We start from the raw sequence: 24,711 nt of genomic DNA, 5'->3' as shown, positions 1-24,711 counted from the left end.
AACCACGATGGCCGAACGCAGGCTTGAATCCGTGGGTAACCCGGCAGGACGCCGGGTTAGCCGCGCTGGGCCAAGGATGGCCCATCGCGGCGGCCCACGGATTCAAGCCGGAGTGCGGGCATGCCGAGCCTAGGCGAGGCACCGAGTGGTGGGGCACAGACCTTTTGGTTACTTTTGGGGCGTTTGCCAAAAGTGACCCGCTGTAAGAGCGGAACCCTAAGTCGCCATCACAAAAACAACGGATATGTACCCGGCATTCCCCCCTCACGACACCACCTCCCCAACCACCACCCCCTCAAGCCACCACCGCGCCAACCCCAAAACATTCGGCGCCTTAAGCAACGTAAAGTGATTCCCCGCGCCATACCAAACCTGCAACCCGTTCCCCTGGCGCCGCCACCCTTCCACCATCAACCCCTGCTCACGCTGATTACCCGCCGCATCCAACGCCGGATCCTGCGCCAGCACCAACCGCACCGCCCCGTTGAACCGCTGCGCCGGCCGATACACCGTGCGCAACGCCGCCGCATAAGTACGCGCCGGCCCCGCCATCGCATCCACACTGGCACGCCCCGGCAACAACCCCACGCTCACCATCCCCGCATGCAACCACTGCTGCTGCGCCACCTCATCGCGCCCGGCAAACTCCACCCGGTCAATGCCCAGCGACTTGCCCGCCGACAACTGCATGGCCTCAATCAAGCGCAACAACGCGGCCGTGGTCGAATAAGGCTTGCCCGCACCGCCCGGTGATTCACTGTCGATCACCGTCAACGACGCCACCTCACGGCCCATCGCCTGCAAGCGCAGCGCCATCTCCAGCGCGACCCAGCCACCAAATGAATGCCCGACCAGATGCACCGGACCACGCGGACACTCGTGCGCCAGCGCCGCCAGGTAACACTGCGCTGCCGCTTCCACCTGGCTATGGGGCACCGCCTCGCCATCCAGCCCGCGCGGCTGCAAACCGAACAGCGGCCAGTCGCGCCCGAGTGCCTCGCCCAACCCCACAAACCCGGTGACGCTGTCACCCGCTCCCGGCACACAAAACACCGGCGCAAACCCCGCACGCCCACTCTGAATGCGCAGCACCGGTTGATGCACCGCTTCCGTCACCGGCGCACTCGCGGCCAGGGCCTCAACCATCGACGCGCCCAAGCCTTGAATATGCGGCGCCTGCATCATGCTTTGGTGATCGCCCGGCACCTCGACCCGGCGCAATTGACCAGGCGCCAAAGCGTCTTCCCAGCCCAGCGACTCACTGCGCCGCGACAGCTCGGTCGGCCGTTCACGGGCACTGAACAGATGCACCGGCACCGGCAGCGGGAACAGGCTGTAGTGCGCCAGCGCATGCCCGTGGCCGACTTCACGCTCGATAAAACTCAAGAGGTCCGCGTCCGTAGCCGCTGCCATTTGCGCGTATAGCAGACCTTGATCGCGACAGCGTTGCAGCAAACCCGCAAAGTCCAGCTGTCCAATGCCCGCCTCAAGCTGTTCAAGGCTCGCCAGTTCATCCACACCTCCCTGTGCGTTCCAATACGCCGTGCACTGCAACAGCAAATGCCGCTTAAGCGCATCCGGCCCACTCCAGCGCGCCTTGCCTTGGTCGGTCATGCGCGGCACGTAGCTGTCGATCAGGCCGAGGAACGCCACCGGCTCATCCAGCCCCAGCAATTGCATCGCCACTTCATAGGCCAGCACGCCGCCAAACGACCAGCCCGCCACGCGGTAAGGCCCGTGTGGCTGAACCTCGCGGATCAGGCCGACCATGCGCGCCGCCAAGCCTTCCATGGTGTTCAGGTGCGCCTCGCCCAGTGCCGCGCCCGGCAGGCCGTAGATCGGATAGTCGCCGGGCAAGTGCTGACCCAGCGCCGGGAAATACACGTCCATGCCACTGAACTCGTGCACCAGAAACAACGGCGGCTGCGAGCCGCTGCTGCGCACGGTAATCAGCGAGGTGTCGCGCACCGGCTCGCCGGTGCGCTGGCGCAACATCGCCGCCACCGAGGCCACGCTGACGTGCTGGAACAGCTCGGCCAGCGACACCTGCAAGCCCGCTGCCTCCATCAGGTTGACCAGTCGAATCGCCAGCAAGGAATGCCCGCCCAGCTCAAAGAAGCTGTCGTGACGCCCCACCTGCTCCAGTTTCAACACCTTGGCCCACAGGCCGGCGAGCGACTGCTCCAGTGCATCGGCCGGCGCCTCGAAGTCGCGGCTGAGCAAGGCCTCCAACGCCGGAACCGGCAAGGCTTTGCGATCGATCTTGCCATTGGCCGTCAGCGGCAACTGCGCCAGCGGCACATAGGCCGACGGCAGCATGTAGACCGGCAACTGGCCGTGCAGGTGCGCACGCACACTGTCGATGTCTACGGGCTCGCCAGCCCAGGTGAAATACGCCACCAGACGCTTGTCACCGGGCACGTCCTCACGGGCCAGCACCACTACGTCCTGGATGCTCGCCAAGGTCGCCAGGCGCGCTTCGATCTCGCCCAACTCGATACGGAAACCACGGATCTTCACTTGGTCGTCGTTACGCCCGATGCACTCCAGCAAGCCCTCCGCTGTCCAGCGGCCAAGGTCGCCGGTGCGGTACATCAAGGCGCCTGGGTTGAACGGGTCGTCGACAAACTTCTCGGCGGTCAGCTCCGGCCGGTTCAAATAGCCCTTGGCCACGCCGTCACCGCCGATGCAGATTTCGCCGATCACGCCCACCGGCAGTGGCTGCAAGTACGCATCCAGCACATGAATCTGCGTGTTGGAAATCGGTCGACCGACCGCCACGCTGTCAGCATCGGCGGCAATCGCCTGCACCTCGTAAGTGGTGGCGTAGGTGGTGGTTTCAGTCGGCCCGTAGCAATGCACCAGGCGCAAGCCCGGCGCCTGCGCCAGCAGGCTGCGGAACGCCGCCGGGTCGGCACGCTCGCCGCCGCAGAGCAAAATGCGCAAGCCGGCCAGGGCTTCGGGGATCATCTGCACGTACTGGTTGAACAACGCGGTGGTCACGAACAACACCGTCGCACCGTGCAGCGCACGGCCGAATGCAGCGGGGTCGAGCAACGTGGAATGGTCGATCACCTGCACCTGGCCGCCGTTGAGCAGCGCGCCCCACACGTCCATGGTGCTGGCGTCGAACGCCGGGTTGGAGGCAAACGCCACGCGGTCGGCGGCGTTGAAGTCGGCGTAACCGTTGTTGAGCACCAGCCGTGTGATGCCGCGATGAGGCACCAATACGCCCTTCGGTGTGCCCGTGGAGCCGGAGGTGTACATGATGTACGCCACGCTGTCCGAGGACTGCGACAGGTCAGGGTTGTGGCTCGGTTGCGGGTCCAGGGTCAGGGTGTCCAGGTCCATGCGCCGCGCCGGGAACTCAAGCGCCGCGTCACTGCGGGTCACCAGCCAGCTCGCGCCGCTGTCCTGCAACATGAAGCCCTGGCGTTCGGCGGGTGCGTTTATGTCCAGCGGCACATAGGCCGCTGCACACTTGAGGATCGCCAACTGGCTGACCAGCAGGTCCAGGGAACGCGGCAGCAGGATCGCGACGTTATCGGCCGGGCGCACACCCAGGCTCATCAGGTGATGGGCCAAGCGGTTGGCGCGGGTGTTGAGTTCGCCGTAGCTCAGTACCGCGTCAGCGTGCAACGCAGCCACCGCGTCAGGCCGTGCGTGGGCCTGGGCTTCGAACAAGCGCTGCACCGTGTGCTCGCGGGGGAACACACGGGTGGTGGCATTGAAACCTGCCAGCTGTTGACGCTCGGCCGCCGGCAGGATTGGCAAGCGGCTGATGCCCCTATCACTGTGGTGCTCCAGCGCCTCAACCAGTTGCTCAAGGGCAATGTTCAGGTAATCACACAAACGCCGGGCGCCCTGCCCCATGGCGGTCAGGCTGAAACCCTCACCAAGGTCATCGACACTCACCGACACCCCGTAATTGGTCTGCTCCTCGGCACTGAGCAGCGCAATCCCCTGCCATGCCTCAGCCACGCCACCACTGTGCGGCGCGCTGTGGCGGTAGTTGAACAGCACGTTGAACAACGGCGTACCCACTGGGACGCCGCTGCACTGCTGGGCCAATGCCAGCGGCGCGTGCTCATGGCTGAGCAATTGGGTCAGGCGCGCATGGGTGGCACGCAACGCCGTGCGTACCGAGTGTTCGCCCAGGTCAACGCGCAGCGGCAAGGTATTGATAAATACGCCCATGGCGCGCTCCGCACCTTCGCCGCCTTGCAGGCGGCCGAGCATCACAGTGCCGAACACCACCTGTTCGCGGCCACTGACCTTGCCCAGCACCTGCGCCCAGGCCAGGTGCATCAGGCTGGCGGCACTCACGCCTGCCTGGCGGGCCTGGGTGCGCAGACGCTGGCTCAACTGCGGGTCGACGGCCAGATGCGCGTGTTCATCGGCGCCCAGGTATTGGACGTCGGTTGGCTCGTCGATTTCACCGAGCATTTCGCGCAAGAAGGTTTCGTGGTCGTCAACGCCCAGGCGGGTCTGGGCCACAGTCTGGGCCACATAGTTTCGATACGGGACGGCCGCGCCCAGCGTGTGCTGACTACCGAGCAGGAACGCCTGCATTTCATGCTGCAGGATGTCCAGCGCGACGTGGTCCATCACCAAATGATGGAACAACAACGTGGCGACCACGCGCTGCGGCTCCTCGGTATAGACCAGCCGCATCAACGGCGCTTGCGTCAGGTCCAGGCGCTGTGGCACAGCACCGGCTTCAACGCTGAGCGAGGCCTCACGCCAAACCACTTGCACCGGTTCTTCCAGGCCCTCCCAATGGAAGGAGGAACGCAGGATGTCATGCCGCTGAATCACCGCCTGCAATGCATGGGCAAAGGCGTCCAGGCGCAGACGGCTATCGAAGGCAAACTGCGCCCGCAACAGGTAGGCATCGCCTTCAAGCACAGCCCGATGGTGATACAGGATGCCGGCCTGCAACGGCGCCAGCGGGTAGATATCCTGCACATTCGCCGCACCGCCCGGAATGCACGCGACGATGCGGTCGACGGCAGCCTGGTCCATCTGGATCAAGGGCAACATAGCCGGGGTGATGTGGCTGCAGCCTTCGGCGATGCCATTGGCCGGCACCGCCACTTCGCGCCCACGGCCCTGCGCCGCCGCCAACGCCGAGAGCGTCGGCTGGCCGAACAGCACCTTCACATCCGCCGACAAGCCCAGGCGACGCATGCGCCCCATCAGACTGACGGCCAGCAGCGAATGCCCGCCCAGTTCAAAGAAGTTGTCGTGACGGCCCACGCGCTCAACATTGAGCAGTTCGGCCCACAGGCTGGCCAAGGCCATTTCGGTATCGCCCTGGGGCGCTTCGTACTCGCGCACCACCACCGAATCCAGGCCCGGCGCCGGCAGCGCCTTGCGGTCGAGCTTGCCGTTGGGGCTGAGCGGCAACGCCTGCAGATGCACGAAAATCGCCGGTACCATGAACTCCGGCAGATGCCGCAGCAGATGACCGCGCAGCGCGTCGATGTCGCTCGGCGTGCCGGTGTAGTAAGCCACCAGCCGCTCTTCACGGGCGATCACAGCGGCTTCGTTGACCTGAGGATGCTCGAGCAGCCGCGCCTGGACTTCACCCAGCTCGATGCGCAAACCCCGAATTTTCACCTGGTCATCATTACGCCCCAGGTACTCGATATTGCCGTCCGGCAAGTAACGCCCGACATCACCGGTGCGGTACATGCGCCCCTGCCTGAAGGGGTCGTCAAGGAAACGCTCGGCGGTCAGTTCCGGCCGGTTCAGATACCCGCGCGCCACTTGTACGCCCGCGATAAATAACTCGCCCACCACACCCAGCGGCACCGGTTGCAACTGGCTGTCGAGCAGGTACATGCGGGTGTTGGCGATGGGTTTGCCGATCGGCGTGTTGTCCGGGGTTACCAGACCGGCACAGTTCCAGGCGGTTACGTCGACGGCCGCTTCGGTCGGCCCATACAGGTTATGCAGCTCGCTGCCTGGCAGTTGTTGCTTGAAGCGCCGCACCAGACTGCCCGGCAAGGCTTCGCCGCTGCACATCACCCGCGCTAGCCCTATGGCCTGGCTGACATCGCCGTGGGCCAGGAACACATCGAGCATCGACGGCACAAAGTGCAAGGTAGTGATCTGTTCGGCCTCGATCACGTCGCACAGGTATTCGGGCTCTTTGTGCCCGCCGGGGCGCGCCATCACCAGACGCGCGCCGGTAAACAGCGGCCAGAAGAATTCCCACACCGATACGTCAAAGCTGAACGGGGTTTTCTGCAGCACCGAATCCTGCGCGTTCAGGCCGTATTCGTCCTGCATCCACAGCAGGCGGTTGACTACCCCGGCGTGGTCGTTGATCACGCCTTTGGGCTGGCCGGTGGAGCCTGAGGTGTAGATCACATAGGCGCTCACGCCCTGGACGTGAGGGTTGCCTGCGGGCAGATGCTGCCAGGTGGGCTGGTCCAGGTCGACTACCGCCACTGCGCCGAGCAAGCCACGTGTTGCGCCTTGGGCCAGCACCACCAGCGGCGCACTGTCTTGCAGCATGTAGGCCAGGCGCTCTTGCGGATAAGCCGGGTCCAGCGGCACATACGCAGCGCCGGCCTTGAGGATCGCATACAGGCCAATGACCATCTCCAGGCTGCGCTCGACGCAGATCGCCACCCGCGAATCCGGCTGTACACCCAGCGCCAGCAGGTGATGGGCCAGCTGATTAGCCTGCGCATTCAGCTCAGCGTAAGTCAGTTGCCGCTCACCCGCCTTCACCGCAATCGCGTTCGGCGTGCGCATCACCTGCGCTTCAAACATCCCGTGCAGTGTCTGGTCGAGGTTGTAGTCCACCGCGGTGGCGTTGAAATCGACCAGCAGGTGCTGACGCTCACACTCATCCAACAACGGCGCATGTTCCAACACCGCCTGGTCGTTATCGACCATTGCCTGCAAGGTGCGGGTGAAATACCCGGCGTACCGCTGCATGGTCGACTCATCAAACAGCGCCACGGCAAATTCCAGCGCGCCGAGAATGCTGCCCTGCACTTCACCCAGGTTCAGGGACAGGTCGAACTTGGCAAAGTGGCTGTTCTCGACGATGCCTTCCAGGGCCAGGTCACCCAGCGCCAGGGTCGGCGCGCTGCTGTCCTGCCAGCTCAGCAGGGTCTGGAACAGCGGGCTGTGGGCCAGGCTGCGCACCGGCCGGGTGATTTCCACCACCTGCTCGAATGGCAAGTCCTGATGCGCCTGGGCCGCCAGCGTCAGCGCCTTGACCCGTGCCAGCAAGGCCTCGGTGCTCAGCTCGCCCGAGGTGTCGATGCGCACCGCCAGGGTGTTGACGAACAGGCCGATCAGCCCTTCCACCTCGCTGCGGGTACGGTTGGCCACTGGCGTGCCGATCACCAGGTCGTGTTGCCCGGACAGCCGCGCCAGCAGGGAGGCCCAGGCCGTCATCAAGGTCATGTACAGCGTGGTGCCATGGCGTTGGCTCAAGGCCTTGAGCCCGGCGGTCAGGCGTTCGTCCAGGCGCACTTCGACGCTGTTGCCGGCGTAGTCCTGCTGCACAGGGCGTGGGCGATCGGTAGGCAGCGTGAGCAAGGCCGGCGCACCGGCCAGTGCCTGTTGCCAATAGGTACTTTGGCGCTGCAGCACTTCGCCGCTCAGCCACAAACGCTGCCACACGGCGAAGTCGCCGTACTGAATCGGCAGGCTTGGCAATGGGTCAGGCATGCCGTGGCTGAAGGCTTGATACAGCGCCATCAACTCACGGGTGAGCACGCCCATCGACCAGCCATCGGAAACGATATGGTGCAGGGTCAGCAGCAGCACATGGTGATCGTCGGCCATCACCACCAGGCGCCCACGCAGCAACGGGCCGCGCTCCAGGTCGAACGGTGCCGAGGCTTCGCCCTGAATCAAGGCATCCAGCGCCTGCTGCGGTTGCGGGTGGCGGCGCAAATCCTGCACTTGCAGGGGCAGCATCTCTTCGGCGGGTACGATCAGTACCTGGGCTTGGTCGCCCTGTTGGGCAAAGCGGCTGCGCAGGGTTTCATGCCGCGCAACAATGCGCGCCAGCGCCCGTTGCAGCGCCTCGACATGCAACTGGCCACGCAAACGCAGGCCGATGGGAATGTTATAGGCGGTATTGGCGCCTTCCATCAGCGCCAGAAACCACAGGCGCTGCTGGGCGAACGACAACGGCACGAGCTCATCACGATTGGCCGGCAGAATATCCGGCAAGGTGCTGCGCCCTGACTGCGCCAGCACTGCGGCGACCGCCGCCAGCTCCGCATTGGCAAACAAGTCGCCCAGCACCAGTTCCACCCCCAGGCGCTGGCGCACTTGCGAGACCATGCGCATCGCCAGCAACGAGTGCCCGCCCAGTTCGAAGAAATGGTCGTGCCGCCCGACACGCTGCACCTGCAGCACATCGGCCCAGATCTGCGCGAGCACGCTTTCGATCTCGCCCTCGGGCGCTGCGTATTCGCGGGTAAACACCGCGGCCATGTCCGGCGCTGGCAAGGCCTTGCGGTCGAGCTTGCCGTTGGCGGTGAGTGGCAACGCCTCGAGCTTCACATAGGCGACCGGGACCATGTAGTCCGGCAGATGCGCAACCAGGTGGGCGCGGATATCACCGACCGCCAGCGGGTCGAGTTGCGGGCTCTCGGTGAAATAGGCGACCAGTCGCTCCTCGCGCACCAGCACCACCGTTTCCTGGATCCCAGGCAGTTGGCCGAGCTGGGTTTCAATCTCGCCAAGCTCGATACGCATGCCACGGATCTTCACCTGATCATCGTTGCGCCCCAGGTATTCAAGCGTACCGTCCGGCAACCAACGCGCCAGGTCGCCGGTGCGGTACATGCGCCCCGGGTTGAACGGGTCTTGCAGGAAGCGCTCGGCGGTCAGGTCCGGGCGGTTGAGGTAACCACGCGCCACGCCCTTGCCACCCACGTACAGCTCACCGGCTACCCCCAATGGCACCGGCCGTTGTTGTTCATCGAGCAGGTACACCGTGGCATTGGCCACCGGTTTGCCGATATGCAACGGCTGGCCTGCTTCGACCTTGCCGGAAGTGGCAACCACCGTGGCTTCGGTGGGGCCGTAGTTGTTGATCAGCTCAAATCGCTGTGCCCGCGCAAACTGGCGCAGGCGGTCACCGCCGATGAGCAAGGTGCGCAATGTAGGGTGTTCGATGTGCTGGCTGAACGCGTATTCGGCCACCGGCGTGGGCAGGAAGCACACGTCCAGTGGCTGCGCGCACCACCAGCTCAGCAGCGCGTCGATATCTTCGGCGCCGTCCGTGGCGGGCGGCAGGTGCAGGGTCGCGCCGACACACAGCGCCGGCCACACTTCCCAGGCCATCGCATCAAAACCAAAGCCGGCAACACTGGCGGTGTGGCGCCCGGCGCACAAGTCAAAGGCGCGGCAATGCCAGTCCACCAGGTTGGCCACCGTGTGGTGCTCCACCATCACCCCTTTGGGCAGGCCGGTGGAGCCGGAGGTGTAGATCACATAGGCGAGGTTCGAAGGGCTGACGGCGGCTTTTGGATTGCTGGCTGAATGGTGCTGCCAGGTGTAGCGGTCCAGCTGGATCACCGGCACGTCCAGCGCCGGCAAGCGCTCGAGCAGTGCCTGTTGGGTCAGCACCGCCACCGGGGCGCTGTCGCTCAGCAGGTAGCTCAGGCGCTCGGCCGGGTGCGAAGGGTCCACCGGCACATAGCAGGCGCCAGCCTTGAGGATGGCCAGCAACCCGGCCAGGGTGTCCAGGCCACGCCGCGCGACGATGGCCACGCGGTCATCGGGTTTGACCCCCAGCGCCAACAGGTGATGGGCCAGCAGGTTGGCTTGCTGGTTGAGTTCGGCGTAGGTCAGTTGGCGGCCCTGCTGCACGGCGGCAATCGCCTCCGGCGTGAGCGCGGCCTGGGCTTCGACGCGCCCGTGCAAGGTACTGCTCTGGGGGAAATCGGCGTGGGTGGCGTTGAACTGCTCAAGCAACAGTTGCTGCTCGGCGGCAGGCAGCACCGACAGCTGATTGAGCGCGGTGTGCGGTGCCTGCTCCAGCGCCGTCACCAGGTTCTCCAGGGCGGTTTGCAGATAGCCGCACACCCGCTGCGGGTCGACCCGCTGGCTGGCCAGCAGGCTCAGGCCAAAGCCGTCACCCAGGTCATCCACACTCAGGGTCAGCGGGTAGTTGGTGCGTTCTTCGGCGCTGAGCGCGGCGATCCCGTGCCAGGCCGACACGGCTTCGGCGCTGGCGGCCGGGGCGCTGTGGCGATAGTTGAGCAAGGCGCTGAACAGCGGCGTCGGCGCCACCACCCCGCTGCAGCGTTGGGCCAGGGCCAGCGGCGCGTGTTCATGGCGCAACAAGGTGGTGAGCCGCGCGTGGGTGGCCTTGACCCCGGTGCGTAGGTCCTGGGCGTCCACGTCGACGCGAAACGGCAAGGTGTTGATGAAAATGCCCAGCGCCCGATCCGTGGCATGGCTGCCTTGCATGCGGCCCATCAATACGGTGCCGAACACCACCTGCTCTTTACCGGCCAGCACCGCCAACACCTGCGCCCAGCCCATATGGAACAGGCTGGCGGCACTCACCCCCAATTGCCGGGCTTGCGCGCGCAACCGCCGGCTGAGTGCTGCGGGCAAAGGCAGGCTGACTTCGCCGATGCCACGGGCATCGCCCTGCACGTCCTGCAAGCCGTATGGCAAGGTCGGCTCGCTGATGTCGCCGAGCATCTGGCGGAAGAAATTTTCGTGTTCCGGCTCGCTGATACCCAGGCGTGCCTGCGCCACATAATTGCGAAACGGCACGGCCTGGCCAAGCGCCGCGCCCTGCCCCAGCAGGCACGCCTGCATTTCATGGCACACCACTTCGAGGGCGCTGTGGTCGAGGGCCATATGGTGGAACAGCAAGGTGGCGACAATGCGCTGGTTCAGCCGGTCGTCGGCCCGCACCAGGCGCAGCAGCGGCGCCCGGGTCACGTCGAGGCGATAGTGGCGGGCATCGAACAGCCCGTGCAGTTGAGCGGCAATATCGCCGTCGGCCGGGTTCAATTGCAGCGCCTGCACCGGCAGGCGTGCCTGGCGCCACACCACTTGCGAGGGTTGCTGCAAACCGTCCCAGACCACGCCGGTGCGCAGGATATCGTGGCGGTCCATCACGCGCTGCAACGCTTGGGCAAAGGCCTCGAAACGCTCCAGGCTGTCGAACGCGAACTGCGACTGCATCACATAGGGGTCGCCCTGCTCGGCGCTGACGTGGTGGAACAGAATGCCTTCCTGCAACGGCGCCAGCGGGTAAATGTCCTGGATATTCGCCACACCGCCGTCGACCGTGGCCACGATGCGCTCGATCTCGTCCTGGCTCAACGTCGACAGGCTCAGCATCGCCGGGGTGATGTGCTCGGCACCTAGCGGGATGCCATTGGCCGGCACCTGCACTTCGCCGGCCTTGGAGGCCGAGTATTCACCGGCCTTGATCAGTTCGATCAAGGCCGCTTTGTGCTCGCGCAACGCCGCCAGGATCAAAGGGTCGCTCAGCGCTTGTTTGTTGCCTTGCACCGACAACTGCTCGCCCTTGAGCGCCAGTTGCACGTCCTTGGTTTTCAGCGTGCTCAATAACTCAGAAATGCTCACAGGACGATCTCCATTCGTTCGGTAATAGCGGCGTAGCCGGCCAGGCTCGGCTGTTCGAACAGCGCCCGCACATCGGCTTCCAGGCCTTCCTGGCGCAGGCGTCCGATCAAGCTCACGGCCAGCAGCGAGTGCCCGCCCAGCTCAAAGAAGTTGTCATGGCGCCCAACGCGCTCAACGTTGAGCAGTTCAGCCCACAGCGCTGCCATAAGGATTTCGGTGTCGCCTTCGGGCGCCGCGTATTCGCGCACATTCAGTGCGTCCATGCCCGGCACCGGCAGTGCCTTGCGGTCGAGCTTGCCGTTGGGGCTCAGTGGCAATGCGTCGAGGTGCACAAACACGGCGGGCACCATAAAGTCCGGCAAGTGCTGCAACAGGTGGGCGCGCAAGCGGTCGATGTCGGTGTGTGCGCCGGTGTAGTACGCCACCAGACGGTCCTCGCGGGCGACCACGGCGGCCTCGTTGACCTGCGGATGCTCCAGCAAGCGCGCCTGGATTTCGCCCAGTTCGATGCGCAGGCCACGGATCTTCACCTGGTCATCGTTGCGGCCCAGGTATTCGATATTGCCGTCGGGCAGGTAACGACCGACGTCGCCCGTGCGGTACATGCGCCCGCTGGTGAACGGGTTCTTGAGGAAACGTTCGGCGGTCAGCTCCGGGCGGTTCAGATACCCGCGCGCCACTTGCACGCCGCCGATAAACAACTCACCCACCACCCCCAACGGCACCGGCTGCAACTGGGCGTCCAGCACGTACATGCGTGTATTGGCAATCGGCTTGCCGATCGGCGTGTTGTCCGGCACGTCGGGCCGTGCGCAGTTCCACGCGGTGACATCGACCGCCGCTTCTGTCGGGCCATACAGGTTGTACAGCCCAACCCCCGGCAGTTGTGCTTTGAAGCGCCGTACCAGGCTGCCCGGCAAGGCTTCGCCGCTGCACATCACCCGCGCCAGCCCTTTGGCCTGGCTGACATCACCATGGGCCAGGAACACATCGAGCATCGACGGCACGAAATGCAAGGTGGTGATCTGCTCAGCCTCGATCACCTGGCACAGGTACTCCGGCTCTTTGTGCCCACCCGGGCGGGCCATCACCAACCGTGCGCCGGTAAACAGCGGCCAGAAAAATTCCCACACCGACACGTCGAAGCTGAACGGGGTTTTCTGCAGCACCGCGTCATGGGCCTTGAGGCCATAGGCGTCCTGCATCCACAGCAAGCGGTTGACCACGCCGGCGTGTTCATTGATCACGCCTTTGGGCTGGCCGGTGGAGCCGGAGGTGTAGATCACATAGGCCTGGTGCCGGGCGGTCAGGCCCGGCACCTGCGGGTTGCTCGCGCTCTGCTGTTGCCAGGTGACGTGATCCAGGTCCAGCACCGGCACGTCGCCCAACAACTGGCGGGTCGCGTCTTGCGCCAACACCACCACCGGTGCGCTGTCTTGCAGCATGTAAGCGATGCGTTCGAGTGGATACGCCGGGTCCAGCGGCACATAACCGCCACCCGCCTTAAGGATCGCGAACAGGCCGACCACCATGTCCAGGCCACGCTCGACGCAAATACCCACGCGCGAATCCGGCTGCACGCCGAGTTCGCGCAGGTGATGGGCCAGGCGGTTGGCGCGTTCGTTGAGTGCCCGGTAGGTCAACTGCTGGTCACCGGCCTTGACCGCCACCGCATCAGGGGTGCGTTCGACCTGAGCCTCGAACAGGCCGTGCAGGGTCTGGTCGAGGTTGTAAGCGACCTCGGTGGCGTTGAACGCTACCAGCAGTTTTTGGCGTTCCTCGGCGCCCAGGATCGGCAGGCGATTGAGCGCCTGGTGCGGTGCCTGCTCCAAGGCTTCGACCAGCCCGGCCAGGGCGTTCTGCAGGTAACCACACACCCGTTGCGCGTCAACCTGCGCCAGGGCGGTGATATCGTAACCATCGCCCAAGTCATCCACGTTGAGGGTCAGCGGGTAGTTGGTGCGGCCATCGTTGACCAGCGTCTGCATGCCTTCCCAGGCGTGTTGCGCCTCGGCAGAACGCGTCGCGGCGCCGCGATGGCGATAGTTGAGCATCGAGCTGAACAACGGCGCCGGGGCCGCCACCCCGCTGCAACGCTGGGCCAGGGCCAGGGACGCGTGCTCATGGCCGAGCAACGCGGTGAGCCGCGTGTGGGTGGCACGCACGGCATCGCGTGCGCCTTGCGCGTCGATATCCAGGCGCAGCGGCAAGGTATTGATAAACACCCCGAGCGCACGATCAGCGCCCTCACCGCCTTGCAATCGGCCGACCAGCACGGTGCCGAACACCACGCTGTGGCGCCCCGAAGTGGCCGCCAACACTTGGCCCCAGGCCAGGTGGAACAGGCTCGCCGTGCTCACACCGAGTATACGTGCCTGGGCCCGCAGGCGGCGGTTGAGGTCGTTGTCCAGGTGCAGGCTGTGTTCCTCAATCGCGCTGCCGTCGCCGCGCACGTCCTGCAAGCCGAACGGCAAGGTCGGTTCATCGACATCGGCGAGCATCTCGCGAAAGAACGCCTCGTGCTCCTGCTCACTGACGCCCAATCGCGCCTGGGCCACGTAGTTGCGGTACGGCATCGGCGCCGCCGTCGGGGCGGCGTGCCCCAACAAATGCCCTTGCATTTCACGCAGCACCACGTCGAACGCGGTGTGGTCCAGCGCAATATGGTGATAGAGCAACACCACCACCACGCGCTGGTTGGCCGGGTCCTTGGCGTACTTGAGGCAGATAAGCGGCGCCTGGCTGATGTCCAGGCGATAACGCCGCGCATCAAAACGCGCGTGCAGGCCGGCGAGTACATCGCCCTGCAACTGCAGCTCTTCAAGCGGCAATCGGGCCTGGCGCCACACCACTTGCAGCGGTTGCGCAAGGCCTTCCCAGACCACACCCGTGCGCAGGATGTCATGGCGGTCGATCACCTGTTGCAGCGCATGGGCGAAGGCCTGCAGGCGCTCGAGGCTGTCGAAGGCCAGGTGCGATTGCAGCAGGTACGGGTCGCCCTGTTCGGCGGTGAGGTAGTGGTAAAGAATGCCCTCCTGCAACGGCGCCAGCGGGTAGATATCCTGCACATTGGCGGCGCCACCGGGGATGCGGCTGACGGCGTGATCGAGGGTCGACTGGTCGATATCAACCAGGGGCAGCATGTCCGGCGTGATGCGCAGGCAATCGGCTGCGATCCGGTTCGCCGGCACCTGCACTTCGCGGCCACTGCCCACGGCAGCCGCCAGCGCGGCCAGGGTCGGCTGGCTGAACAGCACACGGACATCCGCGCTGAGGTCCGCTTGACGCATGCGTTCGATCAGGCTCACGGCCAGCAACGAATGGCCGCCGAGCTCGAAGAAGTGGTCATGACGGCCGACCTGTTCGACCTGCAACACCTCGGCCCAGATCCGCGCCAGGGTGGTTTCCACTGCGCCCTGGGGCGCTTCAAAGTCGCGGCTGAGCAATGCCGCCTGGTCAGGTTCCGGCAAGGCCTTGCGATCCAGCTTGCCGTTGGCGGTCAGGGGCAATGCGTCGAGCTTGATGTAGGCCACCGGCACCAGCGCGTCGGGCAGTTGTGCTTGTAGCTGCGAACGCAGGGTTTCAATCGCCAGCGGGTAGTTTTCCGTGAACCAGGCCAGCAAACGGCCTTCGCGCACCAGCACCACGGCCTCGCCAACGCCTTCCACTGCCGCCAGGCGACTTTCGATCTCGCCCAGCTCCACGCGTACGCCACGCACTTTGACCTGATCATCATTGCGGCCCAGGTACTCGATATTACCGTCGGGCAACCAGCGCGCCAGGTCGCCGGTGCGGTACATGCGCCCCGGGTTGAACGGGTCTTGCAGGAAGCGTTCGGCGGTCAGGTCCGCACGGTTCAGGTAACCGCGCGCCACGCCGCTGCCGCCCACATACAGCTCACCGGCCACGCCCACCGGCACCGGGCGCAGCTGTGCATCGAGCAAGTAGGTGCTGGCATTCGCCACCGGCCGGCCGATATGCAGCGCCTGCCCGGCGCGGACACGGCCGGAGGTGGCGACCACCGTGGCCTCGGTCGGTCCGTAGTTGTTGATCAGCGCAAAACGTCGCTCCTGGGTGAACTGCCGCAGGCGGTCGCCGCCAATCAGCAGGATGCGCAAGGTCGGGTGTTGCAGGTGCTGGCTGAAGGCGTATTCGGCCACTGGCGTGGGCAGGAAGCTGACGTCCAGCGGCTGCGCCAGCCACCAGGCCAGCAGTTCGTCGACGTTTTCATTGCCCACCGTGACAGGCGGCAAATGCAGGGTCGCACCGGCACACAGCGCCGGCCAGACTTCCCAGGCCATGGCGTCGAAGCCAAAACCGGCGACACTGCTGGTATGGCTGCGCGCATCCAGGCCGAAGGCTTCGCAGTGCCAGTGCACCAGGTTTTCCACATTGCGGTGCTCCACCATCACGCCTTTGGGCTGGCCGGTGGAGCCGGAGGTGTAGATCACATAGGCCAGGTGCGCCGGGGTCAGCGCTGCGAGCTGCGGATTGCTGACGGCGTGGTGCTGCCAGCTTTCGCCCAGCAGGTCGACTGTGGCGAACGCCCCCAGCAACGCTTGCGTACTGGGCTCGGCCAGCACGGCCACCGGCGCACTGTCCTGCAACAGATAGGCGATACGCTCGGCGGGATAGGCCGGGTCGATCGGCACATAACCGGCGCCGGCCTTGAGTATGCCCAGCAGCCCGATGAGCATCTGCGGGCCACGACGGCAGCAGATCGCCACGCGATCGTCGGGCCGTACGCCGAGCGCGAGCAGGTGATGGGCCAGTTGGTTGGCGCGTTGATTGAGTTGCTGGTAGGTCAGCGACCGTTCGCCCTGCTGCACCGCAATTGCGTGGGGCTGGCGCTCGACCTGGGCTTCAAAGGCACCGTGCAGGGTGTGCCCGGTGGGGAAATCTGCAGCCGTCGTGTTGAATTCACGCAGCAGGGTGTCGCGTTCGGCCGACGGCAGTATCGGCAGGCGGTTGAGCGCGGTATCGGCGGCGTTTTCCAAGGCCTCGACCAGTTGCTCCACGGCGTTATGCATATAGCCGCACAGGCGCTGGGCGCCGATCTGCGGCAGCGCCAGCACGCTGAGGCCAAAGCCTGCGCCAAAATCATCCACGCTCAAGGTCAGCGGGTAGTTGCTGCGCTCTTCACCGCCCAGCAGTTGCACGCCTTCCCAGATGCCGTGGCCATCGCGGGCCATTTCGTCGGGGCGGCTGTGGCGGAAATTGAGCAAGGCGCTGAACAGCGGCACGCTGGTCGGCACGCCGCTGCAACGCTGGGCCAGCGCCAGGGACGCGTGTTCGTGCCCGAGCAAGGCGCTCAAGCGCGAATGGGTGGCCTTGACCGCCACGGCGGCGCCCGCCGCGACATTCACCCGCAGCGGCAAGGTGTTGATAAACATGCCCAGCGCCCGATCGGCGCCCTCACCTGCCTGCATGCGCCCCATCAATACAGTGCCAAACACCACGTCATCACGCCCGGACACCAGGCCCAGCACTTGCGCCCAGGCCAGGTGCATCAGGCTCGCCGCACTTACGCCCAACAGGCGCGCCTGCTCACGCACGCGCATGGCCAGCGCCGCGTCCAGGTGCTGCTCGGCCTCTTCGATATCACGGCCATCACCCTGCACGTCCTGCACGCCAAACGGCAAGGTCGGTTCGTCCACATCGGCGAGCATGGCGCCGAAGAACTGTTCATGCTCGGCCACGCTCACGCCCAGGCGTGCCTGGGCCACGTAGTTGCGAAACGGCGCCGCCACGGGCAGCGCGTCCGCCTGGTTGAACAGAAACGCGCGCATCTCCTGGCCCACCACTTCCATGGCCGTATGGTCCAGCGCCAGGTGGTGGAACAGCAGGATCGCTGCGACTCGGTTATTCGCCGGGTCCTGGGCGTAAACCATGCGCAGCAATGGCGCCTGGGTAATATCCAGGCGGTAGTGACGGGCATCGAAACGTGCGTGCAATTGCTCGATGATGCCGCCCTCGGCCGGGTCCAGGATCACCTCCTGCACACTCAGTTGCGCGTCGCGCCAGACCACTTGCACCGGGCTGTCCAAGCCTTCCCAGACCACGCCGGTGCGCAGGATGTCGTGACGCGCTACTACCTGTTGCAGCGCGCCCATAAAGCCGTGCAAACGCTGCAGGCTATCGAACGCCATGCGCGATTGCAGCAGGTACGGGTCGCCCTGTTCGGCGCTGATATGGTGATAAAGAATGCCTTCCTGCAACGGCGCCAGCGGGTAGATATCCTGCACATTGGCCGCACCACCGGGCACGTTGGCGACGATGCGTTCGATGGCCGGTTGATCAAGCTGCACCAGGGTCAACATCGACGGCGTGATCTGTGTGCAACCCGGCGCAATGCCATTGGCCGGCACCACAATTTCACGCCCACTGCCGACTGCCGCCGCGAGTGCCGCCAGGCTCGGCTGGCTGAACAGCACGCGCACGTCCGCGCTCAGGCCGACCTGGCGCATGCGTTCGATCAGGCTGACCGCCAGCAACGAATGCCCGCCCAACTCGAAGAAATGATCATGGCGCCCGACGCGTTCGAGCTTGAGCACGTCCTGCCAGATCTGCGCCAGCACGGTTTCCACTTCACCTTCCGGGGCTTCGTAGCCACGGCTGAGCAGCGCACTTTGATCCGGCACCGGCAGGCCTTTACGGTCCAGCTTGCCATTGGCGGTAAGCGGTAACAGCTCAAGCCACATATAAGCCGACGGCACCATGTAATCCGGTAGCTGGCCTTGCAGATGGCCGCGCAGGGCTTCGATTGGCAACGCTGCCGAGGCGGTGTAGTACGCCACCAGGCGTTTGTCGCCGGGCTCGTCTTCGCGGGCCACTACCACAACGTCGCGCACGTCTGGGAAGGTCGCCAGGCAGCTCTCGATTTCGCCGGGCTCGATGCGGAAACCACGGATCTTCACCTGCAAATCATTGCGCCCCTGGTACAGCAAGGTACCGTCGGCCTGCCAGCTGGCAAGGTCGCCGGTGCGGTACAACAGGCCTTCACCGAACGGGTTGAGGATGAATTTTTCGGCCGTCAGTTGCGGCTGGTTCAAGTACCCCTTGGCCACGCCTGCACCGCCGATGTACAGCTCGCCGACCACACCCAACGCCAGCGGCTGCTGGCGCGCATCCAGCACATAGGCCTGTGCATTTGCGATAGGTCGGCCGATAGGCACAGCGCCCGCGCCCGGCGTGGTGATTTCAAACGTGGTCGAGAAGGTGGTGGCTTCGGTCGGCCCGTAGCCGTTTAACAGGTGTTGCGGCTTGCCGTGCTTGAGCACCCGGCCGATCACCAGCGGGTCAAGCACATCGCCGCCGACGATCAGGTAGCGCAACTGGCGCAGCACCGGCAGCAACGCGTCGGCGTATTGATGGAACAAGCCTGCCGTCATCCACAGCACGCTCACGGCCTGTTCCTGCAACAGCTCGGCAAATGCGGCCTGGGACAGCAGCACCGCATGCTCGACCACCACCACGCAACCGCCATTGAGCAACGGCGCCCACACATCCAGGGTGCTGGCGTCGAACGCCGGGTTGGAGGCGAAGGCCACGCGGTCGCGCTCGTTAAAGTCGGCATAGCCGTTGTTGAGCACCAGCCGCGAGACGGCGCGGTGCGGCACTTGCACGCCTTTGGGCGCGCCAGTGGAGCCGGAGGTGTACATGATGTACGCCACCTCGTCCGAAGACTGCGCAAGCTCCGGGTTGCGCGGCGACAGGCTATCCAGGTTCAGGTCGGCCAGGGTATGGAGTACATGCCGCGCTCCGCTGTCCTGCACCATAAAGGCCTGGCGTTCGAGCGGCGCGTTGATGTCCAGCGGCACATACACCGCTGCGCACTTGAGGATCGCCAGTTGGCTCACCAGCAAATCCAGCGAGCGTGGCAACGCAATCGCCACGCACTCACCCGGTTGCACGCCCTGGTTGATCAGGTGATGGGCCAGGCGGTTGGCACGGCGGTTGAGGTCACGATAGCTCAAGGACAACGCACCCTGCACCGCCGCCACGGCTTCGGGCCGCGCCAGTGCCTGAGCTTCGAACAGCTGGTGCACAGTGAGCTGCGACGGGTATTGGCGCGCGGTGGCGTTGAACTCGACCAACAGCTGGTGACGCTCGGCCGCCGGCAAAATCGACACCGCCTGCAACGCGGTGGTCGGCGCTTGTTGCAGCGCGGTCACCAGGTGGCTGAGCGCGGTGAGCATGTAGTCGCCCACGCGCTGCACATCCAGACTGGCCACGCCTTGTACGGTCAGCGCAAAGCCGGTGCCGAGGTCATCGACGTTGAGCACCAACGGGTAGTTGCTGCGCTCCTGGGAACTGAGAATCTCGATACCGTGCGTGGCAAACGGGCTGTCTCCCGGTGCCTCGTCCGGGGCGCTGTGACGGAAGTTGAGCAAGGTACTGAACAGCGGCAACGAACCCGGTACACCACTGCAACGCTGGGCCAGGGACAGCGAAGCGTGCTCATGCCCAAGCAACTGCGCCAGGCGCGCATGGGTGGCGCGCACGCCGGCCTGCACGCTGGTGGCGCCCAGGCTGACGCGCAGCGGCAAGGTGTTGATGAACATTCCCAGCGCCCGGTCGGCGCCCTCGCCGCCTTGCATGCGCCCCAGCAGTACGGTGCCAAACACCACATCCTGCTGGCCGGAGACCTGGGCCAGCACCTGCGCCCAGGCCAGGTGCACCAGGCTCGCGCTGCTGACACCCAGCTGTCGCGCCTGTTCGCGCAGGCCCTGGCTGAGCGCCGGGGCCAGCGGCAAATGCGCCTCGACGATGCCGCTGCCGTCGCCGTTGACATCCTGCAAACCGAACGCCAGCGTGGGCTCGTCAATATCACCCAGCATGTCGCTGAAAAAGGCTTCGTGTTGCGCCTGGGTCACGCCCAAACGCGCCTGGGCCACGTAATTGCGGTATTGCACCGCCGGCGGCAGTTGCGTGCTGTGGCCGGCCAGGCTGGCGCTCATCTCCTCCACCAACACCTGAAGGGCGGTGTGGTCGAGCAGGATATGGTGCAGCAGCAGGATGCCTGCAAAGCCATCCTGTTGTTGCGCATAACCGAAATGCATCAGCGACGCGCGGCTCAGGTCGAGGCGGAAATGGCGTGGGTCAAAGCGCTGTTGCAGCTGCGCCAGCGCATCATCGGCCGGCACGTCGAGGCGCTCGACGTGCAGCGGCGCCTGGCGCAACACCACTTGCACCGGCTCATCCAGGCCTTCCCACAGAATGCCGGTGCGCAGGATGTCGTTACGCTCGATCACACAGTGCAAGGCGCGGGTAAACGCGTCCACCGCCGCTTGGTCAGCAAAACTGAACTGTACCTGCAACACGTAGGGGTCGCCCTCGGTGGTTGCCAGGTGGTGATACAGAATGCCGGCCTGCAACGGTGCCAGGCCGTAGATGTCTTGCACGTTGGCGATGCCACCGGGCACATGCTGGAGAATGTGGTCGATGGCGGCCTGGTCCAGCGCCACCAGCGGCAGCATGTCGGGGCTGATGTGTGCGCTGGTCGCCGTGATCCGATTGGCCGGCACTTGGACTTCCTGCTGCCCGCCCACCGCCGCGGCGAGTGCGCGCAAGGTGGGTTGGCCGAACAGCACGCGCACGTCGCAGCTCAACTCCACTTGGCGCATGCGTTCGATCAGCTTGACCGCCAGCAGTGAGTGGCCGCCCAGCTCGAAGAAGTTGTCGTCGCGCCCGACGTTGTCGAGTTTCAACAGCGACTGCCAGATGCCGGCGATGGTGCTTTCCACAGCGCCCTGCGGGGCGGCGTAGTCTCGCCGCGCGAGGGCGTCGGCATCCGGCGCGGGCAAGGCTTTGCGGTCGAGCTTGCCGTTGGTGGTCAGCGGGAATTGGTCCAGCAGCACGAAGGCGCTGGGCACCATGTATTCGGCCAGGCTCAGCAGCAGATGGTCGCGCAGCTCGGCGGCACCGAGTTCGCGCTCGGCGATCACGTAGGCCACCAGGCGTTTGTCACCGGGCTCGTCTTCACGGGCGATAACCACCGCGTCACGCACGCCGTTGGCGCTGGCCAGAGTGGCTTCGATTTCGCCCAGTTCAATGCGGAAGCCGCGGATCTTCACCTGGTCATCGTTACGGCCCAGGTATTCGACGCTGCCATCGGCCAGCAGGCGGCCGAGGTCACCGGTCTTGTACATGCGCAGGCCGGTGGCCGGGTCGGCCAGGAAGCGTTCGGCATTCAGTTGGTCACGGTTGAGGTAACCGCGCGCCACACCGGCGCCGCCGACATACAACTCGCCGACCACACCCATCGGCAACGGCTCGCGACGCGCATCCAGCACATACAGCTGCAGGTCGGGAATGCGCACACCAATCGGGCTTACGCCAACCAACTGCGCATCCGCCGCTTCCAGGGCGCGGTAGGTCACGTGCACGGTGGTTTCGGTGATGCCATACATGTTGACCAATTGGGTGCCAGCGTTGATGGCGCGGGCGTACCACGGTTTGAGCATGCCCGGTTCCAGGGCTTCGCCGCCGAAAATAACCTGGCGCAGTGAATGCGCCTGGGCGCTCTGGGCCGCGATCAACTGGCGAAATGCGCTGGGCGTCTGGTTGAGGATGCTCACACCCGCGTCACAGATCAGCGCGTAGCACTCATCCGGCGAGCGGCTGACCAGTTGCGGCACGATCAGCAACTGGCCGCCGTGCATCAGCGCGCCCCAGATCTCCCAGACCGAGAAGTCGAACGCGAAGGAATGGAACAGCGCCCACACATCATTGGCGTTGAAGCCAAACCAATGCTCGGTGGCGGTGAACAGCCGCGCCACGTGGCGGTGTTCGATCATCACGCCTTTGGGCAGCCCGGTGGAGCCGGAGGTGTAGATCACATAGGCCAGGTGGGCCGGGCTGAGCGCAACGCGCGGGTTGACGATGGATTCTGCGCGCAGGCTGTTGAGGTCGATGCGGGTCAAATCACCGACCAGATGCTGCGTGTCGGCTTGTACCAACACGGCCACTGGCGCGCTATCGGCCAGGGTATAGGCGATGCGCTCCAGCGGGTAAGCCGGGTCGATGGGCACATAACCGGCGCCAGCCTTGAGGATACCCAGCAGACCAATAATCATCTCCGGGCCACGCTCGACGCAGATCGCCACGCGATCATCAGGGCGAATGCCCTCGGCCAGCAGGCGGTGGGCGACCTGGTTGGCGCGTTCGTTGAGTTGGCGGTAGGTGATGCGCTGGGTGTCGAAACGCAGGGCGATGGCATTGGGTTGAGCGGCGGCGTGGGCTTCGACTTGCGCGTGGATCAGGGCCGTGTCGCTGTAGTGCGTTGGGCTTTGATTGAGGCGGTGCAGCAGATGGTGACGTTCGGTATCAGGCAGGATATTCAGGCCGCAGAGCGGCATATCCGGTCGCTGCTCCAGGGCCTCGGCCAGGCTGTGCAGGGCTGTGTGCAGGTAACCGGCGACCCGTTGCGCGCCGATGGACGCATCGACCATTACCGTCAGTGCAAAGTCTTCGCCCAGGTCGTCGACGTTGACCGTCAGCGGGTAGTTGGTGCGCTCTTCGGCGCCTAGTACCTGAATGCCTTCGGCCACCTCGATCACCGCCGCCATATCGGTGGCGGCACTGTGACGATAGTTGAGCATCGCACTGAACAGCGGCGTCGGCGCCGCCACACCGCTGCAACGCTGGGCCAGCGCCAGGGATGCATGTTCGTGATTGAGCAAGGTGGTGAGGCGTTCGTGGGTGGCCTTGACCCCGGCGCGCACGCCCTGCTCGCCCACGTCCACGCGCAACGGCAAGGTGTTGATAAACATACCCAGCGCGCGTTCACCGCCATCGCCGGCGCCCATGCGGCCAAGCATCACCGTGCCGAACACCACGGCATCGCGCCCGGACACTACGCCCAGCACGCGCGCCAGGGCCAGGTGCATGATGCTCGCCACGCTGACGCCCAGTGGCCGCGCCAGGCTGCGCAGGCGGCGACTCAGGCTGCTGTCGACGGGCACCCGCACTTCATCGATGCCGTGCCCATCGCCTTGCACATCCTGCAGGCCGAAGGGCAAAGTCGGCGCATCGATATCCGCCAGCATGTCGCGGAAGAACGCCTCATGCGCCTGTTCGCTGACGCCGTGGCGCACCTGGGCGATATAGCTGCGAAACGCCACCGGCTCGGCCGCCTGGGCGTGCTCACCGGCCAGATACAGTTGGATCTCATGGCGCACCACGTCCAGCGCGGTGTGGTCGAGGATGGTGTGGTGGAACAACAGCATCGCCACCACGCGCTGGTTGGCCGGGTCATTGGCAAACACCAGGCGCAGTAACGGTGCCTGGCCCAGGTCCATGCGATAGGCGCGGGCGTCATAGCGGGCGAGCAACTGCGCCAGGCGGTCGCCGTCGGCAAAATGGGCTTCTTCGCAGGCCAGGGTTGCCTTGCGCCACACCACTTGCAGCGGTTCGTCCAAACGCTCCCAGGCCATGGACGTGCGCAGGATATCGTGGCGGTCGATCACCCATTGCAGCGCCTCGGCAAACGCGTCAAGGCGCGCGCGGCTGTCGAACACAAACTGCGCGTGCAGCACGTAGGGGTCACCTTGCTGCGCCGAAAGGTGGTGGTACAGCATGCCTTCCTGCAGCGGCGCCAGCGGGTAAATATCCTGCACATTCGCCGCGCCACCGGGGATGGTGGCGACGATGCGGTCGATGGCCGGCTGGTCGAGCGTGACCAGTGCCAGCATGTCGGGGGTAATGCGGTAAGCCGGGCTTAGCCAGTCACCGCCGTGTTCAGCCACGAAGGCAAGCAATTGAGGTTTGTGCGCGATCAGTTGATCCCACAGATCGTCATCCAGGGCTTCGTCATCGCCGAGAATAATCAGGTCGCCTTCTTCCAATTGAAGACGGATCGCATGGGTGGAAATCGCTGCCAATAATTCACTGAACTGCATGGGGTAACCTGCCTGATAAGTCACGGTTGAGTAGAACGTCCGTATTCAGCTGCCGTTTGAAGCGGGTGTGCTGGCGCCGGGAAAAAATCGCGGGCACAGCCGAGGGCCTGGAGTGGCGTCCGGCAGGCTTGGAAAATTAAGGGATTTGGCAGGCAGGGGGTGACATGGGAAGCGGGGACAAGCGGGAATCAGGCAGCGTTCAGTTTTA

Annotated in this window: 2 protein-coding genes; both read right to left on the bottom strand. The window is 65.1% G+C overall.

Annotated elements, in window-relative coordinates:
* Positions 1 to 264: 264 nt before the first annotated feature.
* The gene (locus HX790_RS18410) at positions 265 to 11,601 is read right to left on the bottom strand and encodes a non-ribosomal peptide synthetase (protein ID WP_176991880.1); all 11,337 of its coding nucleotides are present in this window, start codon (positions 11,599 to 11,601) and stop codon (positions 265 to 267) included.
* Positions 11,598 to 24,503 carry a non-ribosomal peptide synthetase gene (locus HX790_RS18405; RefSeq protein WP_176991879.1) on the bottom strand — a complete coding sequence of 4,302 codons (12,906 nt, stop codon included), beginning with the start codon at positions 24,501 to 24,503 and terminating at the stop codon, positions 11,598 to 11,600. Before HX790_RS18405 ends, HX790_RS18410 begins: the two co-directional genes overlap by 4 nt.
* Between the last annotated feature and the right edge of the window lie 208 nt (positions 24,504 to 24,711).

Source organism: Pseudomonas sp. IPO3747, assembly GCF_013385245.1.
Lineage (GTDB): Bacteria > Pseudomonadota > Gammaproteobacteria > Pseudomonadales > Pseudomonadaceae > Aquipseudomonas > Aquipseudomonas edaphica.
The sequence above is the reverse complement of the archived record's forward strand: the minus strand, read 5'-3'. Positions and strand labels throughout refer to the sequence as shown.